Source organism: Burkholderia sp. ABCPW 14, from assembly GCF_001523835.1.
GTDB lineage: Bacteria > Pseudomonadota > Gammaproteobacteria > Burkholderiales > Burkholderiaceae > Burkholderia > Burkholderia mayonis.
Map to the genome: position 1 here is coordinate 17372 of NZ_LOVS01000003.1, position 15210 is coordinate 32581.

Here is a 15210-nt window from a genome sequence, read left to right on the forward strand (position 1 = left end):
TTTCTACCGCACGGTGAGCCGGCACACGCCGGCTCGAGCGCTCACTGCGCGGTCGGGCTGCGGAAGAACTCGCGAATGCCGCGGCCGCGCGCGTGCTGGACCTGGCGCCGGTAGTCGACCATGATCTCGCGCCGCGGCGCCTCCGCGACGAACGCATCGAGCATCTCGCGCACGTCGTGGTCGATGTAGTCGGCACGGGTCGCGTCGATGATGACGACCGCGCGATCCGGGATCTGCGCGAGATGGTGCTTGATCTGCACCTTGCCGAGGAACGACACGTCCTTGCGGAACGACAGCAGATAGTGGTCGTCGTGCTGCGCGAGCGTTGCCGGGCTGCGCAGGTTTGCGCACGCGACGGCCAGCACGCAGCAGGCGAAGGCGAGGCCGAGCGCGATGCCGGCGAGGAGATCGATCGCGAGCACGCCCGCGATCGTCACCGCGAACGGCAGGAACGCGCCGGGGCCTTGCTTCGCGACCGACGCGAAGAGCGCCGGCTTCGCGAGCTTGAAGCCCGTGTGGATCAGGATCGCCGCGAGGCTCGCGAGCGGGATCAGGTTGAGGAGCCCGGTGAGCGCGAACACGCTGACGACGAGCATCACGCCGTGCACGATCGCCGACATCCGGCTCTGCGCGCCTGCGTTCACGTTGACCGAGCTGCGCACGATCACCGATGTGATCGGCAGTCCCCCGAACACGCCTGCGACGAGATTGCCGACGCCTTGCGCCTTCAGCTCGCGGTTCGGCTGGGTCGGACGGCGCTTCGGATCGATTTGCTCGACCGCTTCGAGGCTCAGCAGCGTCTCGAGGCTCGCGACGACGGCGATCGTGATCGCGATGCGCCATACGTCGGGGTTCAGCAGGTGCGCGAAGTTCGGGCCGAGGTCGACGGTCTTCAGCGCATTGCCGAGCGCGGCGAACGACGCGAGTTCGGGCAGCGCGACCCGGTGCTCGGCGGGTGGCGCGAAGTGGGGCGCGATGAAGCCGAGCGCGACCGTGGCGCCGATGCCGAGCAGCACGACGGCGAGCGGTGCGGGCACGAGGCGCACGAACGCGAAGCGACGTATCGCACGAGTTTCCCAGATGGCGAGGAGCGCGAGCGACGCGAACGCGATCACGCTCGATGCGAGCACCGCGTGGCCGGGCGCGTCGCTGCCGAGGCCGAGCGCGAAGGGCATCTGCTTGACGATGAGCAGAATCCCGATCGCGGCGAGCATCCCTTTGATCACGGGCGACGGCACATACGCGGCGAACCGGCCCGCCTTCAGGAGACCGAAGCCGAACTGGATGACGCCCGACAACAGCACCGCGAGCAGGAACGCCTGGAAGCTGCCGAGCTGGGCGATGCCGTCGACGACGATCACGACGAGGCCCGCGGCGGGACCGCTGACGGACAGCGGCGAACCGCTCAGCACGGCGACGATGAGACCGCCGACGATGCCGGACACGAGGCCGGCGAACGGTTCGACGCCGGATGCATTGGCGATTCCGAGGCAGAGCGGCAGCGCGACGAGGAACACGACGGTGCCGGCCACGAAGTCGCGCGGAAACGTGGAGAAGGAAGCGCGTAGATTCTTCATAGTAAACGGAAAAAAACGGGTTGAGGCGGAATGCGGCGCGGCGGCGCCGGCCGGTCAGGCGGCCGTGGCTTCTGCGCGTTCGGCTTGCGGTTGCGGTTCGGCGGCCGCGTAGCCGGACGCGAGTTCCTTGAGCCGTCCGTCGGCGAGCGAGAAGATCCAGCCGTGCACAAGCGGTGCGGGATCGGCGCCGCGGATGATCGACGAGCTGCGCAGCAGGCGGACCTGCTCGAGCACGTTGAGCTCGGCGAGCCGGTCGGCGGCCTGGTCGGGCGGAACGCCTTCGAGCACCGCGCGATGGCGGCCGGCGAGCGCGCAAAGCGGCGCGATCCTGCGGCTCAAGTGCGGCAGCTCGGGCGACGGGGGCAGCAGCGACGCGCGTACGCCGCCGCAGCCGTAGTGCCCGCAAACGATCACGTGATCGACCTTCAGCACCCGCACCGCGTACTCGAGCACGCTCACGCAGTTGTCGTCGTCGGGTTGGAAGATGTTCGCAATGTTTCGGTGAACGAATAGTTCGCCGGGCGCACTCTGCGTGATGGTTTCCGCCGGCACGCGGCTGTCGGCGCAACCGATCCACAGCACGCGCGGGTTCTGTCCGCGCGACAGTGCGTCGAAGAAGTCGGGCGAGCGCTCGGACATCTCGCTGGCCCAGGCAATATTGGCGACGAGCATGCTTTTTGGGCGATTCATTGAGGATTCCTTCTTATGCGTGCGGTATCGGCGACGCAAACATGCATCGGCGCGGAACCAATTGCTTTCTAAATTGAAAGGTTGTTGTATGTGATATTAGGGGAACCTCGTAATCCGAAGTTCAATTTGAAATATTCTGTTGCAATTTATTTTCGGGGTTAGGGCGATTGCACCAACCGTGAATATTGAACGGCCGCAAAGGGTGCATATCGCACCGAAATAGGCGTGAGACGCCCGTCCCGTGGGGCCGAGGGGGATCAGGCGGATGTTTTGTTTTTGATTTCGCCGATGCGGCAGTCGGGATATTGCTGCATCATGAAAGATGACAAAAATTTTAAAAAGCTAATGAGAAAAATGATAAAAAAGTCATTTAAGAACCCGAGCGCACTAAATGACTTCGGAAGAGAGGCGCCGGCCGAGCGGCCGGCGGCGGGAAGTATCAGAACAGCGAGCGGCGATCGGGATCGTGCAGCGGGTCAGGCGTCTTCTGCGTGAGGCGCAGGATGCCGGCATCGTCGAAGTAGAAGCTGTAGAGCATGTACCAGACGTTGTCTTCGAGGTAGCGGTAGGTCCACACTTCGCGCTTCATCAGCGGGAAGTAGGACGTTTCGACCGGGCGGCCGAAGTTCACGAGCACGTCGGTCCTGGTCCACTTGCCGATCTCGGCGCGATAGAACTCGAGCGGCTGCAGCACCTGCCGCACGTTGACAATCCTGCCGTGGGCGTCGACGTCGGCGGCCGTCGTGACCTCGCCCATCGGCTGGGTTGGCCACATCAGGCGCTTGCCGCCGTTCGGCAGGTCGTAGATTTCGCGCGGAGGGCCCATCCGGGCGACGATCGCCGACGAGTCCTCTCCGGCGCGAAACTGCTGCCACGGCTGGGCGCAGCCGGAGAGGAGCGCCGCCGCGCAAGCGAACAGAACCGGGAGACGAGCGAACATACGTTTCTCCATGAGGCGGGGATGGCGACGTTTTATCACGGCGGATGAACGCGTGCGCGTACCGGCGCGGAAAAGTTTGCGCTGCGCGGCATCCGCGACACGGCGGGGGCCGGCGCGGCATCGGGAGGGCGGGCGGATGGGGCGGGTGTCGACGGGGCATTCGATCGACCGTCCGTTCGGACGGCCCATCCGGCCGATCCGGCGATCATCGCTCGACACTCGCCACGCGTCCGTGCGGCTGACCCGCTTGCCCGTTCGCCGCACGCTCGCCTATGATCCTGCGCTCGACGAACGGACTGCGCAGGAAACCACGCGATGTCTTCCCATTGGATGCGTTTTGCCGCCGCTGCCTCGGTGGCGCTCTCATTGACGATGCTGTTGCCCGCGCAGGCCGGCGCGGCGAGTGAGTCGATCCGGATCGCGCTCGTCGAGGGGATGTCGGGACCGTTCGCGAATGCGGGCGCGGCGGTCGAGCGCAATCTGCGCTTCGGCGTCGAGCGCGTCAATGCGCAGGGCGGCGTGCGGCTGCGCGATGGCGCCCATCCGCTCGAACTCGTCGTGCTCGACAGCAAGGGCGGCGTCGAGGAGGCGCTCGTCCAGTTGCGCGCGGCGACCGACAAGGGGATCGGCTTCGTCGCGCAGGGCAACGGCTCGGCTGTCGCCGCGGCGCTCGTCGCCGCGCTCGACAAGCAGAATGCGCGCGATCCCGAGCATCGCGCGCTGTTCCTCAACTATTCGGCCGACGATCCCGCGCTGACGGGCCGCGACTGCAGCTTCTGGCACTTCCGCTTCGACGCGCACGCCGGCATGCGGATGGACGCGCTCGCCGACGTGCTCGCGCGCGATCGCGCGGTCAGGAAGGTCTATCTGCTGAACCAGGACTACAGCTTCGGGCACGACGTCAGCACGCTCGCGCGCGCCGCGTTGAAGGTGCGGCGGCCGGACATCGCGATCGTCGGCGACGAATTCCATCCGATCGGACGCGTGAAGGATTTCTCGCCGTACGTCGCGAAGATTCGCGCGAGCGGCGCGGACGCAGTCGTGACGGGCAACTGGGGCAACGATCTGACGCTGCTCGTGCGTGCGGCGCGCGAGCAGGGGCTCGCGACGAAGTTTTACACGTTCTACGGCAACAGCCTGGACGCGCCTGCCGCGCTCGGCGCCGCGGGCGTGAAGCGCGTGCTCGCGGTCGCCGACTGGCATCCGAATGCGGGCGGCGCGCAGTCCGACGCGTTCTATCGCGCGTTCTGCGCGCGCTTCCCGACGCCGCAGGACGACTATCCGGTGCGACGGATGAGCCTGATGATCGAGATGCTGGCCGCGGCGATGACGCGTGCAGGCTCGGCCGATCCGGTCGCGGTCGCGAAGGCGCTCGAGGGGATGCGCTACGACGACGGCTTCCACCCGGCGCAGATGCGCGCGGCCGACCACCAATTGATCCAACCCCTTTACGTGATCGAGATGGATCGCGTGGGCGCGCGTGGCGTGCGCTTCGACAACGCGGGGTCGGGTTACGGCTTTCGGACGGTGCTCGAGCTGCCGCCCGCGCAGGGCGCGGCTTCCGCCGAATGCCGTATGAAACGCTCGTGAAAGGCGGGGTTCGCCGGCCGGGCGACTTGTGCTACAATGCGCGCCGGTTGTAAATCACGGCACGGCCGTTCTTCCGTGTCCGCCTGTTCAGTCGAAAGGAAATCAAATGTCTGTTGCTGATATCAAGAAGTCGGAAGTTGTTGCTCAGTTCGCGCGCGGCGCCAACGACACGGGCTCGCCCGAAGTGCAGGTCGCGCTGTTGACGGCGCGCATCACGGAACTGACGGGTCACTTCAAGACCCACGCGAAGGATCACCACAGCCGCCGCGGCCTGCTGCGCATGGTGAGCCGCCGCCGCAAGCTGCTCGATTACCTCAAGGGCAAGGATGCCGACCGTTACCGCGCGCTGATCGAGAAGCTGGGTCTGCGTAAGTAATCGGGGCGTTGCTCGCCTCCAGCAAGATGCCTGTGTCAGTCTGCTGATACAGGCATTTTGTTTTTTCGCGGCACGCACGATGCATGCCGTCGGGCTGTCGAAGCCCACAACCGGCCAGGCGCACAAGGGTTGAGCTTTGTGTCATTCCAGCGCGCTGTTCGCGTCCCGCTCGACGCCGAGCGGCGAGCACGGCGCTGGAATGGCATAAAAAACACACCTCTTCCCATGTGGCCCGGTCGCGCCGCCGCCATGCCGGCTTCGTCCGCGCACGGCGATCCAGTCATAGAACGAAAGGAGCGACCATGTCTCTGTTCAACAAAGTCGTGAAGGAATTCCAGTGGGGCCAGCACAAGGTGCGCCTCGAAACCGGCGAGATCGCGCGCCAGGCTAGCGGCGCCGTGCTCGTCGACATCGAGGACACCGTCGTCCTCGCGACGGTCGTCGGCGCGAAGACGGCGAAGCCGGGCCAGGACTTTTTCCCGCTCACCGTCGACTACATCGAGAAGACCTACTCGGCCGGCAAGATCCCGGGCGGCTTCTTCCGCCGCGAAGGCCGTCCGTCGGAGCACGAGACGCTGACGTCGCGTCTCATCGACCGTCCGCTGCGCCCGCTCTTCCCGGAAGGTTTTTATAACGAAGTGCAGGTCGTGATCCACGTGCTGTCGGTGAACCCGGAAGTCCCGGCCGACATCCCGGCGCTCATCGGCGCGTCGGCTGCGCTCGCCGTGTCGGGTCTGCCGTTCAACGGCCCGGTCGGCGCCGCGCGCGTCGCGTACATCGACAACGAATACGTGCTGAACCCGACGCGTGAGCAGATCAAGGCGTCGCGCCTCGACCTCGTCGTCGCGGGCACGGAGCGTGCTGTACTGATGGTCGAGTCGGAAGCCGAGCAACTGCCGGAAGACGTGATGCTGGGCGCCGTGGTGTTCGGCCACGAGCAGATGCAAAAGGCGATCGACGCGATTCACGAACTCGTGCGCGAAGGCGGCAAGCCCGAGTGGGACTGGCAGCCGGCTGCGAAGAACGAAGCGCTGATCGCGCGCGTGACCGAGCTCGCGCAAGCCGACCTGCAGGCGGCCTACCAGATCCGCGAAAAGCAGTCGCGCTCGACGAAGCTGAAGGCAGTCTACGCAGCCGCCACCGCGAAGCTCGCGGAAGAAGCGGCGGCGTCGAACGCCGAAGCCGCCGATGCGGCGACGGTCGGCAACATCCTGTTCGACCTCGAAGCGAAGATCGTTCGCTCGCAGATCCTGAACGGCGAGCCGCGCATCGACGGCCGCGACACGCGCACCGTGCGCCCGATCGAGATCCGCACGGGCGTGCTGCCGCGCACCCACGGCTCGGCGCTTTTCACGCGCGGCGAGACGCAGGCGCTCGTCGTCGCGACGCTCGGCACCAAGGGTGACGAGCAGATCATCGACGCGCTCGAAGGCGAATACCGCGAGCGCTTCATGCTCCACTACAACATGCCTCCGTTCGCGACCGGCGAAACGGGCCGCGTCGGTTCGCCGAAGCGCCGCGAAATCGGCCACGGCCGCCTCGCGAAGCGCGCGCTCGTCGCGTGCCTGCCGAGCGCCGACGAATTCGGCTACTCGATCCGCGTCGTGTCGGAAATCACCGAGTCGAACGGCTCGTCGTCGATGGCGTCGGTGTGCGGCGGCTGCCTCGCGCTGATGGACGCAGGCGTGCCGATGAAGGCGCACGTCGCGGGCATCGCGATGGGCCTGATTCTCGAGGGCAACAAGTTCGCGGTGCTGACCGACATCCTCGGCGACGAAGATCACCTCGGCGACATGGACTTCAAGGTGGCCGGCACGGCAGAAGGCGTGACGGCGCTGCAGATGGACATCAAAATCCAGGGCATCACGAAGGAAATCATGCAGGTCGCGCTCGCGCAGGCGAAGGAAGGCCGCATGCACATCCTCGGCAAGATGACGGAAGCCGTCGCCGGCGCGAACACGCAACTGTCGGAATTCGCGCCGCGCATGATCACGATCAAGATCAACCCGGAAAAGATCCGCGACGTGATCGGCAAGGGCGGCTCGGTGATCCGTGCGCTGACCGAGGAAACCGGCACGACGATCGACATCTCGGACGACGGCGTCGTGACGATCGCGAGCACGAACAGCGAAGGCATGGCCGAAGCGAAGAAGCGCATCGAGAACATCACGGCCGAGATTGAAGTCGGTCAGGTGTACGAAGGCACGGTGCTGAAGCTGCTCGATTTCGGTGCGATCGTGAACCTGCTGCCGGGCAAGGACGGCCTGCTGCACATCTCGGAGATCGTCAACGAGCGGGTGAAGGACATCAACGACTACCTGAAGGAAGGCCAGCAGGTTAAGGTCAAGGTGATCCAGACGGACGAGAAGGGACGCGTGCGTCTGTCGGCGAAGGCGCTGCTGAACGAAGCGGCCGGTCAGTCGGATACGCCGCCGCAGCAGTAAGCGGCGACGAAACGGCCGGCAGCGCGAATGCGCGCCGGCCGTTTTTTTCATAGGATGGACCGGTTTGCGGGGCGCGCATCGCGCGCGCAAACCCGTCACGATCTTGGAGCGACGTGCATGAAAGCGATCGAAATCACCGAATTCGGCGCGCCCGACGTGCTGAAGCTGACAGAGCGCCCGCAGCCGGAACCGAAGCGCGGCGAGGTGCAGATCAAGGTGGCGGCGTCCGGCGTCAACCGTCCGGACGTGTTCCAGAGAAAGGGCGCTTATGCGCCGCCGCCCGGCGCATCGGATCTGCCGGGCCTCGAGGTTGCCGGCGAGATCGTCGGCGGCGACCTTTCCGACCCCGCGACGAACCCGTTCGGCCTGAAGCTCGGCGACCGCGTCTGCGCGCTGCTCGCGGGCGGCGGCTATGCCGAGTACGTGGCCGCGCCGCTCGCGCAGTGCCTGCCGGTGCCGAAGGGGCTGACCGACGTCGAGGCCGCGTCGCTGCCCGAGACGTTCTTCACGGTGTGGAGCAACGTGTTCGATCGTGCGCAACTGGGGGCGGGCGAGGGCGGTGCGCAGGAAACGTTCCTCGTGCAGGGCGGCTCGAGCGGCATTGGCGTGACGGCGATCCAGATCGCGCATGCGCTCGGCTTCCGCGTGTTCGCGACGGCGGGCACCGACGACAAGTGCCGCGCATGCGAGCAGTTCGGCGCGGAGCGCGCGATCAACTATAAGACCGAGGATTTCGTCGACGTCGTGAAGTCGCTGACGCACGATCGCGGCGTCGACGTGATTCTCGACATGGTCGCGGGCGCGTACGTGCCGCGCGAGCTGACGGCGCTCGCCGACGGCGGCCGGCTCGTCGTGATTGCGCTCCTCGGCGGTGCGAAATCCGAGATCAATCTGGGCGAGATTCTGCGCCGTCGTCTGACGGTCACGGGCTCGACGCTGCGGCCGCGTCCCGTCGAGTTCAAGGCGCGCATCGCCGCGCAGTTGAAGGCGCATGTGTGGCCGCTCATCGAGGACGGGCGCGTGAAGCCCGTCGTCTACCGCGTGCTGCCGGCCGCGCAGGCGTCGGACGCGCATGCGCTGATGGAAAGCAGCGAGCACGTCGGCAAGATCATGCTCGATTGGGGTGCGAACGCTTGACACCGGTGGTTTGACCGGCTCTAGAGCGCCGCCGTAAAATCGCGGGTTCGCTTCGCCAGATGAACACGACGCCCGGCTTCGGCGCGTCAACGACGAGACAAACGATGTCGAAACAAAGAATCAAGCGGGTGATCGGCAACTGGAAGATGCAAGGTCGCTTGAGCGGCAACCAGGCATTGCTGAACGAAGTCGCGCAAGGCGCGCAGGCGGTGCACGACAATGTCGGCATCGGCGTGTGCGTGCCGTTCCCGTATCTCGCGCAGGCGCAGACGCAGCTCCAGGGCGGTCGCGTCGCGTGGGGCTCGCAGGACGTGTCCGCGCATGAGCAGGGCGCTTACACGGGTGAAGTCGCGGCCGGCATGGTGGCGGAGTTCGGCGCGGCTTACGCGATCGTCGGGCACTCGGAGCGCCGTGCGTATCACGGCGAATCGAACGAGACCGTCGCGACGAAGGCGCAGCGTGCGCTCGCCGCGGGCCTGACGCCCGTCGTCTGCGTTGGCGAGACGCTCGCCGAGCGCGAAGCGGGGGCGACCGAGCAGGTCGTCGGCGCGCAGCTCGACGCAGTGCTCGCGATGTTGTCGGCGGACGACGCGGCGCGCATTGTCGTCGCGTACGAGCCGGTCTGGGCGATCGGCACGGGCAAGAGCGCGACGGCCGAGCAGGCGCAGCAGGTACACGCGTTCCTGCGCGCACGGCTTGCCGCGAAAGGGGCGGAGCACGTGTCGCTGCTGTACGGCGGCAGCGTGAAGGCCGACAATGCGGCCGAGCTGTTCGGTCAGCCGGACATCGACGGCGGCCTGATCGGCGGCGCGTCGTTGAAGAGCGGAGATTTTCTGGCGATCTGCCGGGCAGCGCAGTAGGCGTTCGCATAACGCGAGCGCGCGAAGGATATCGGGGCAGCCGGCAGGTGCGCCGGTTGCTTAAACCAAACAGGTGAATGTATGCCGTATTTTAAAGTCTTGATCATTGTGGTCCAACTGCTGTCCGCACTCGGCGTGATCGGCCTCGTGTTGCTGCAGCATGGCAAGGGTGCCGACATGGGCGCGGCGTTCGGCAGCGGTGCGTCGGGCAGTCTGTTCGGTGCGACTGGCTCGGCAAATTTCCTGTCGCGCACGACAGCGGTCCTGGCGACGATCTTCTTCGTCGCGACGCTCGCGTTGACGTATCTCGGTTCGTACAAGTCGGCGCCGTCGGTCGGCTTGCTCGGCGCGGCTCCCGCGCCTGCGTCGTCGGTTGCTGCGTCGCAAGCGCCTGCGGCGTCCGCGCCGGCCGCCGTGTCGGCTGCGTCTGCGCCGGGTCAGGACGTGCCGAAATAAAATTTAAAAATTTCGTGTTTGTGCGTTGAACAATTTGAAGAGCCGGGTTAGAATTTAATTCTTGAAGCGATTCGCGGGATACGAAGTTCTTCCCGGGTTGCATGCAGTGCCGACGTGGTGAAATTGGTAGACACGCTATCTTGAGGGGGTAGTGGCGAAAGCTGTGCGAGTTCGAGTCTCGCCGTCGGCACCAAAGTTACTCAATGCCAGCCGCTTCATGTGGCTGGCATTTTTCATTTCTGGGCTACCCTTGCGCTCAGCTTGGGTTCTGCGGTAGTCCGAAATGATCCTTTCCCCGGATCGGTGTTATTCTCCGGAACGCTCGGAACCAACCAATAGAGGATAGCCTTGAACCTCGCAGCCTATTACCCCGTCTTGTTGTTCCTCCTGGTGGGCACTGGTTTAGGTATAGCGCTGGTCAGCATCGGCAAGATCCTCGGTCCCAACAAGCCCGACAGCGGCAAGAACGCGCCATACGAGTGCGGCTTCGAGGCGTTCGAGGACGCGCGCATGAAGTTCGACGTGCGCTACTACCTCGTTGCGATTCTGTTCATCATCTTCGATCTCGAGACCGCATTCCTGTTTCCGTGGGGTGTCGCCCTGCGCGAGATCGGCTGGCCCGGTTTCATCGCAATGATGATTTTCCTGCTCGAATTCCTGCTGGGCTTTGCCTATATCTGGAAGAAGGGCGGCCTCGACTGGGAGTGACGGGCTAATCGCCGGTTTGCATGGGCGGCCACGCGTCGCCGCCTGTCTGGAGTGGAAAGCAAATGAGTATCGAAGGGGTCTTGAAGGAAGGGTTTGTCACCACGACGGCTGACAAGCTGATCAACTGGACGCGTACCGGCTCGCTGTGGCCGATGACGTTCGGGCTCGCGTGCTGCGCAGTGGAAATGATGCATGCGGGCGCCGCCCGCTACGACCTCGACCGGTTCGGCGTCGTGTTCCGTCCGAGCCCGCGTCAATCCGATGTAATGATCGTCGCGGGTACGCTCTGCAACAAGATGGCGCCCGCGCTGCGCCGCGTCTACGATCAGATGGCCGAGCCGCGCTGGGTGATCTCGATGGGGTCGTGCGCGAACGGCGGCGGCTACTACCACTACTCGTACTCGGTGGTGCGCGGCTGCGATCGGATCGTGCCCGTCGACGTCTATGTGCCGGGCTGTCCGCCGACCGCCGAGGCGCTCGTCTACGGCGTGATCCAGCTGCAGGCGAAGATCCGTCGCACGAGCACCATCGCCCGTCAATAAAGCATCGAGCACCCCACAACATGGCAAGCAAAATCGAGACCCTCAAGGCGAACCTCGAAGCCGCGCTCGGCGCGCGCGTGGTGAGCCTCGTAGAAGCGGTTGGCGAGCTCACGCTCGTCGTGAAGGCGAGCGATTACCTCGAAGTCGTGAAAGCGCTGCGCGACGATCGCACGCTCGGCTTCGAGCAGCTGATCGACCTCTGCGGCGTCGACTATCAAACCTACGGCGACGGTGCCTACGACGGCCCGCGCTTTGCCGCCGTCCTGCATCTGCTGTCGATCGCGAACAACTGGCGCCTGCGCGTGCGCGTGTTCGCGCCGGACGACGATCTGCCGATCGTGCCGTCGGTCGTCGATGTCTGGAACTCGGCGAACTGGTACGAGCGCGAAGCATTCGACCTCTACGGCGTCGTGTTCGAAGGCCACCCCGACCTGCGCCGCATCCTCACCGATTACGGCTTCATCGGCCATCCGTTCCGCAAGGACTTCCCGGTTTCGGGCTATGTCGAAATGCGTTACGACCCGGAAGAGAAGCGCGTCGTATACCAGCCGGTGACGATCGAGCCGCGCGAAATCACGCCGCGCGTGATCCGCGAGGATCGCTATGGCGGTCTGAAACATTGAGAGGGCGTCATGGCTGAAATCAAGAACTACACGCTCAACTTCGGTCCGCAGCACCCGGCCGCGCACGGCGTGCTGCGCCTCGTGCTCGAACTCGACGGCGAAGTGATCCAGCGCGCCGATCCGCACATCGGCCTTCTGCATCGCGCGACCGAGAAGCTCGCCGAGAACAAGACGTTCATCCAGTCGGTGCCGTACATGGACCGTCTCGACTACGTGTCGATGATGGTGAACGAACACGGCTACGTGCTCGCGATCGAGAAGCTGCTCGGCATCGACGTGCCGGAGCGTGCGCAATACATCCGCGTGCTGTTCGACGAGATCACGCGTGTGCTGAACCACCTGATGTGGATCGGCGCGCACGCGCTCGACGTCGGCGCGATGGCGGTGTTCCTCTATGCGTTCCGCGAGCGCGAAGACCTGATGGACGTGTACGAGGCGGTGTCCGGCGCGCGCATGCACGCGGCGTACTATCGTCCGGGCGGCGTCTATCGCGATCTGCCGGACGCGATGCCGCAGTACAAGGCGTCGAAGATCCGCAACGAGAAGGCGCTCGCGAGGATGAACGAAGCGCGCCAGGGCTCGGTGCTCGACTTCATCGACGATTTTTTCACGCGCTTCCCGAAGTGCGTCGACGAATACGAAACGCTCCTGACCGACAACCGGATCTGGAAGCAGCGTCTCGTCGGCATCGGCGTCGTGACGCCGGAACGTGCGCTGCAGCTCGGCCTGACGGGTCCGATGATCCGCGGCTCCGGCATTGCATGGGATCTGCGCAAGAAGCAGCCGTACGAAGTGTACGACCGCCTCGACTTCGATATCCCGGTCGGCGTGAACGGCGATTGCTACGACCGTTATCTCGTGCGTGTCGAGGAGATGCGCCAGGCGACGCGTATCGCGAAACAGTGTATTGAGTGGCTTCGTAAGAATCCCGGTCCCGTGATCACCGACAATCACAAGATCGCGCCGCCGTCGCGTGTCGGCATGAAGACGAACATGGAGGATCTGATCCACCATTTCAAGCTCTTCACGGAAGGTTTTCACGTGCCCGAAGGCGAGACGTATGCAGCTGTCGAGCACCCGAAGGGCGAGTTCGGCATCTATCTCGTGTCGGACGGCGCAAACAAGCCGTATCGCCTCAAGATCCGTGCACCGGGCTACGCCCATCTGTCCGCGCTCGACGAAATGGCGCGCGGGCACATGATCGCCGACGCCGTCACGATCATCGGTACGCAGGACATCGTGTTCGGCGAAGTCGACCGCTGATGGTCGCGCCGCTCGCGGGCCCGGCCGGGCCGCGCGCGGCGAATCACACGCGGCGCGGGCCTCGGTCGCGCCGTCGCAACAAGCTGTCAACAGTGAGCGCCAGGTCTGCCGCATCGGTCATGCGGCAGGTTGTTCGTGCGGTAGGAATTGAAAGAGTCGTGTCTGAAAATGATCTCAGCTGAAGGCCTGAAAGAAATCGATCGAGCGATCGCGAAATATCCCGCCGATCAGAAACAGTCCGCTGTGATGTCGGCGCTGGCCGTCGCTCAGGAAGAGCATGGCTGGCTGTCGCCCGAACTGATGCAGTTCGTCGCGGATTATCTCGGCATGCCGGCCATCGCCGTGCAGGAAGTCGCGACGTTCTACACGATGTACGAGCTCGCGCCCGTCGGCACGCACAAGATCACGCTCTGCACGAACCTGCCGTGCCAGCTCGGGCCGCACGGCGGCGCTGAAGCGACGGCCGACTATCTGAAGCAGAAGCTCGGCATCGACTTCGGCGAAACGACGCCGGACGGCAAGTTCACGCTGAAGGAAGGCGAGTGCTTCGGCGCGTGCGGCGATGCGCCGGTGCTGCTGCTCAACAATCACAAAATGTGCAGCTTCATGAGCCGCGAGAAGATCGACCAGCTGCTTGAGGAGCTCTCGAAATGACGTCCCTCCACGATCGTCACATCAAACCGCTGATCCTCGCCGGCCTCACCGGCGAGAACTGGCATCTCGAAGACTATGTCGTGCGCGGCGGCTACGCGCAGCTGCGCCGCATCCTCGAAGAAAAGATTCCGCCCGAGCAGGTGATCGCCGACGTGAAGGCGTCGGGCTTGCGCGGCCGCGGCGGCGCGGGCTTTCCGACCGGTCTGAAGTGGAGCTTCATGCCGCGTCAGTTCCCGGGCCAGAAGTATCTCGTCTGCAACTCGGACGAAGGCGAGCCGGGCACGTTCAAGGATCGCGACATCCTGCGCTGGAACCCGCACGCGCTGATCGAAGGCATGGCTATCGGCGCGTACGCGATGGGCATCACCGTCGGCTACAACTACATCCACGGCGAAATCTTCGAAGTGTATCGACGCTTCGAGGAAGCGCTCGAGGAAGCGCGCCGCGCCGGCTTCCTCGGCGACGACATCATGGGGTCGGGATTCTCGTTCCAGCTGCACGCGCATCACGGCTACGGCGCGTACATCTGCGGCGAGGAAACCGCGCTGCTCGAATCGCTCGAAGGCAAGAAGGGCCAGCCGCGCTTCAAGCCGCCGTTCCCGGCGAGCTTCGGCGTCTACGGCAAGCCGACGACGATCAACAACACCGAGACGTTCGCGGCGGTGCCGTTCCTGCTGGCGGTCGGCCCGCAGAATTATCTCGAAATGGGCAAGCCGAACAACGGCGGCACGAAGATCTTCTCGGTGTCGGGCGACGTCGAGCGTCCGGGCAACTATGAAGTGCCGCTCGGCACGCCGTTCGCGACGCTGATGGAACTCGCCGGCGGCATGCGCGGCGGCAAGAAGATCAAGGCGGTGATCCCGGGCGGCTCGTCGGCGCCGGTGATCCCGGGCGACATCATGATGCAGACCGATCTGGACTACGACTCGATCGCGAAGGCGGGCTCGATGCTTGGTTCCGGCGCGGTGATCGTGATGGACGAGACGCGCTGCATGGTGCGCTCGCTCCTGCGCCTGTCGTACTTTTATTACGAAGAGTCGTGCGGCCAGTGCACGCCGTGCCGCGAAGGCACGGGCTGGTTGTACCGCGTCGTGAACCGCATCGAGCACGGCGAAGGTCGCCAGGAAGACCTGGATCTGCTGAACTCGGTCGCGGAGAACATCATGGGCCGCACGATCTGCGCGCTCGGCGACGCGGCGGCGATGCCGGTGCGCGGCATGCTCAAGCACTACTGGGACGAATTCGCGTACCACGTCGAGCACAAGCACTGCATGGTCGGCGGCCACGCGCATGCGGCTGCGGCCTGACGGCGCAACCCGATTGCAGAATTCGAGCGCCCGGTCGAGCGGA

The 15210-nt window shown here is 65.0% G+C and carries 15 protein-coding genes and 1 tRNA gene; 13 read left to right on the plus strand and 3 right to left on the minus strand.

All coding sequences use genetic code 11. From position 1 onward, the window contains the following. Positions 1-41: 41 nt before the first annotated feature. The 3 genes from WS62_RS00300 to WS62_RS00310 all read right to left on the minus strand — a co-directional run bounded on the left by WS62_RS00300 (position 42) and on the right by WS62_RS00310 (position 3219). Entirely contained in the window at positions 42-1577 is a 1536-nt protein-coding gene (locus WS62_RS00300) for a SulP family inorganic anion transporter (RefSeq protein ID WP_066566214.1), read from the minus strand. A gap of 54 nt (positions 1578-1631) precedes the next feature. Then, complete coding sequence (locus WS62_RS00305) at positions 1632-2267, minus strand: carbonic anhydrase (RefSeq protein WP_066566216.1); 636 nt, start codon at positions 2265-2267, stop codon at positions 1632-1634. A gap of 439 nt (positions 2268-2706) precedes the next feature. Next, complete coding sequence (locus WS62_RS00310; RefSeq protein ID WP_066566218.1) at positions 2707-3219, minus strand: hypothetical protein; 513 nt, start codon at positions 3217-3219, stop codon at positions 2707-2709. A 303-nt stretch (positions 3220-3522) separates the two neighbouring features. Between WS62_RS00310 and WS62_RS00315 the strand changes: the two genes are divergently transcribed. The 13 genes from WS62_RS00315 (at position 3523) to nuoF (ending at position 15167) form a co-directional block, all read left to right on the plus strand. Next, positions 3523-4797: a branched-chain amino acid ABC transporter substrate-binding protein gene (locus WS62_RS00315; protein ID WP_066566220.1), complete on the plus strand. Its 1275-nt coding sequence runs from the start codon at positions 3523-3525 to the stop codon at positions 4795-4797. Between the two features lie 106 nt (positions 4798-4903). Beyond that, the gene (gene rpsO, locus WS62_RS00320) at positions 4904-5173 is read left to right on the plus strand and encodes a 30S ribosomal protein S15 (protein WP_004185828.1); all 270 of its coding nucleotides are present in this window, start codon (positions 4904-4906) and stop codon (positions 5171-5173) included. A 302-nt stretch (positions 5174-5475) separates the two neighbouring features. Further along, positions 5476-7617 (plus strand): polyribonucleotide nucleotidyltransferase, encoded by a 2142-nt coding sequence (pnp, locus tag WS62_RS00325; protein ID WP_066566223.1) that lies wholly within the window; start codon positions 5476-5478, stop codon positions 7615-7617. Positions 7618-7734: 117 nt separating this feature from the next. Then, the gene (locus WS62_RS00330) at positions 7735-8754 is read left to right on the plus strand and encodes an NAD(P)H-quinone oxidoreductase (protein ID WP_066566225.1); all 1020 of its coding nucleotides are present in this window, start codon (positions 7735-7737) and stop codon (positions 8752-8754) included. A gap of 59 nt (positions 8755-8813) precedes the next feature. Beyond that, complete coding sequence (tpiA, locus tag WS62_RS00335) at positions 8814-9614, plus strand: triose-phosphate isomerase (protein ID WP_197422735.1); 801 nt, start codon at positions 8814-8816, stop codon at positions 9612-9614. 81 nt (positions 9615-9695) lie between these two features. Next, positions 9696-10070, plus strand: a complete 375-nt coding sequence (gene secG / locus WS62_RS00340; RefSeq protein ID WP_066566227.1) for a preprotein translocase subunit SecG — start codon at positions 9696-9698, stop codon at positions 10068-10070. 108 nt (positions 10071-10178) lie between these two features. Further along, positions 10179-10263: transfer RNA gene (locus WS62_RS00345), tRNA-Leu, on the plus strand. Between the two features lie 155 nt (positions 10264-10418). Beyond that, positions 10419-10778: an NADH-quinone oxidoreductase subunit A gene (locus WS62_RS00350; RefSeq protein WP_066484407.1), complete on the plus strand. Its 360-nt coding sequence runs from the start codon at positions 10419-10421 to the stop codon at positions 10776-10778. 62 nt (positions 10779-10840) lie between these two features. Continuing rightward, a complete protein-coding gene (locus WS62_RS00355) occupies positions 10841-11320 on the plus strand; it encodes a NuoB/complex I 20 kDa subunit family protein (protein WP_004186402.1) in 480 nt (159 codons plus the stop codon). 20 nt (positions 11321-11340) lie between these two features. After that, positions 11341-11943 carry an NADH-quinone oxidoreductase subunit C gene (locus tag WS62_RS00360; RefSeq protein ID WP_066566229.1) on the plus strand — a complete coding sequence of 201 codons (603 nt, stop codon included), beginning with the start codon at positions 11341-11343 and terminating at the stop codon, positions 11941-11943. A gap of 9 nt (positions 11944-11952) precedes the next feature. Next, the gene (locus WS62_RS00365; RefSeq protein WP_066566230.1) at positions 11953-13206 is read left to right on the plus strand and encodes an NADH-quinone oxidoreductase subunit D; all 1254 of its coding nucleotides are present in this window, start codon (positions 11953-11955) and stop codon (positions 13204-13206) included. A 168-nt stretch (positions 13207-13374) separates the two neighbouring features. After that, positions 13375-13860 carry an NADH-quinone oxidoreductase subunit NuoE gene (gene nuoE / locus WS62_RS00370; protein WP_059596633.1) on the plus strand — a complete coding sequence of 162 codons (486 nt, stop codon included), beginning with the start codon at positions 13375-13377 and terminating at the stop codon, positions 13858-13860. Further along, positions 13857-15167, plus strand: a complete 1311-nt coding sequence (nuoF, locus tag WS62_RS00375; protein WP_066566238.1) for an NADH-quinone oxidoreductase subunit NuoF — start codon at positions 13857-13859, stop codon at positions 15165-15167. The genes nuoE and nuoF overlap by 4 nt, the downstream gene beginning before the upstream one ends. Positions 15168-15210 lie beyond the last annotated feature (43 nt).

Excerpts from the sequence above, each read along its gene's own strand:
- WS62_RS00300 (WP_066566214.1), bottom strand. The coding sequence starts at position 1,577 with ATGAAGAATCTACGCGCTTCCTTCTCCACGTTTCCGCGCGACTTCGTG.
- WS62_RS00305 (WP_066566216.1), bottom strand. The coding sequence starts at position 2,267 with ATGAATCGCCCAAAAAGCATGCTCGTCGCCAATATTGCCTGGGCCAGC.
- WS62_RS00310 (WP_066566218.1), bottom strand. The coding sequence starts at position 3,219 with ATGGAGAAACGTATGTTCGCTCGTCTCCCGGTTCTGTTCGCTTGCGCG.
- WS62_RS00315 (WP_066566220.1), top strand. The coding sequence starts at position 3,523 with ATGTCTTCCCATTGGATGCGTTTTGCCGCCGCTGCCTCGGTGGCGCTC.
- rpsO (WP_004185828.1), top strand. The coding sequence starts at position 4,904 with ATGTCTGTTGCTGATATCAAGAAGTCGGAAGTTGTTGCTCAGTTCGCG.
- pnp (WP_066566223.1), top strand. The coding sequence starts at position 5,476 with ATGTCTCTGTTCAACAAAGTCGTGAAGGAATTCCAGTGGGGCCAGCAC.
- WS62_RS00330 (WP_066566225.1), top strand. The coding sequence starts at position 7,735 with ATGAAAGCGATCGAAATCACCGAATTCGGCGCGCCCGACGTGCTGAAG.
- tpiA (WP_197422735.1), top strand. The coding sequence starts at position 8,814 with ATGAACACGACGCCCGGCTTCGGCGCGTCAACGACGAGACAAACGATG.
- secG (WP_066566227.1), top strand. The coding sequence starts at position 9,696 with ATGCCGTATTTTAAAGTCTTGATCATTGTGGTCCAACTGCTGTCCGCA.
- WS62_RS00355 (WP_004186402.1), top strand. The coding sequence starts at position 10,841 with ATGAGTATCGAAGGGGTCTTGAAGGAAGGGTTTGTCACCACGACGGCT.
- WS62_RS00360 (WP_066566229.1), top strand. The coding sequence starts at position 11,341 with ATGGCAAGCAAAATCGAGACCCTCAAGGCGAACCTCGAAGCCGCGCTC.
- WS62_RS00365 (WP_066566230.1), top strand. The coding sequence starts at position 11,953 with ATGGCTGAAATCAAGAACTACACGCTCAACTTCGGTCCGCAGCACCCG.
- nuoE (WP_059596633.1), top strand. The coding sequence starts at position 13,375 with ATGATCTCAGCTGAAGGCCTGAAAGAAATCGATCGAGCGATCGCGAAA.
- nuoF (WP_066566238.1), top strand. The coding sequence starts at position 13,857 with ATGACGTCCCTCCACGATCGTCACATCAAACCGCTGATCCTCGCCGGC.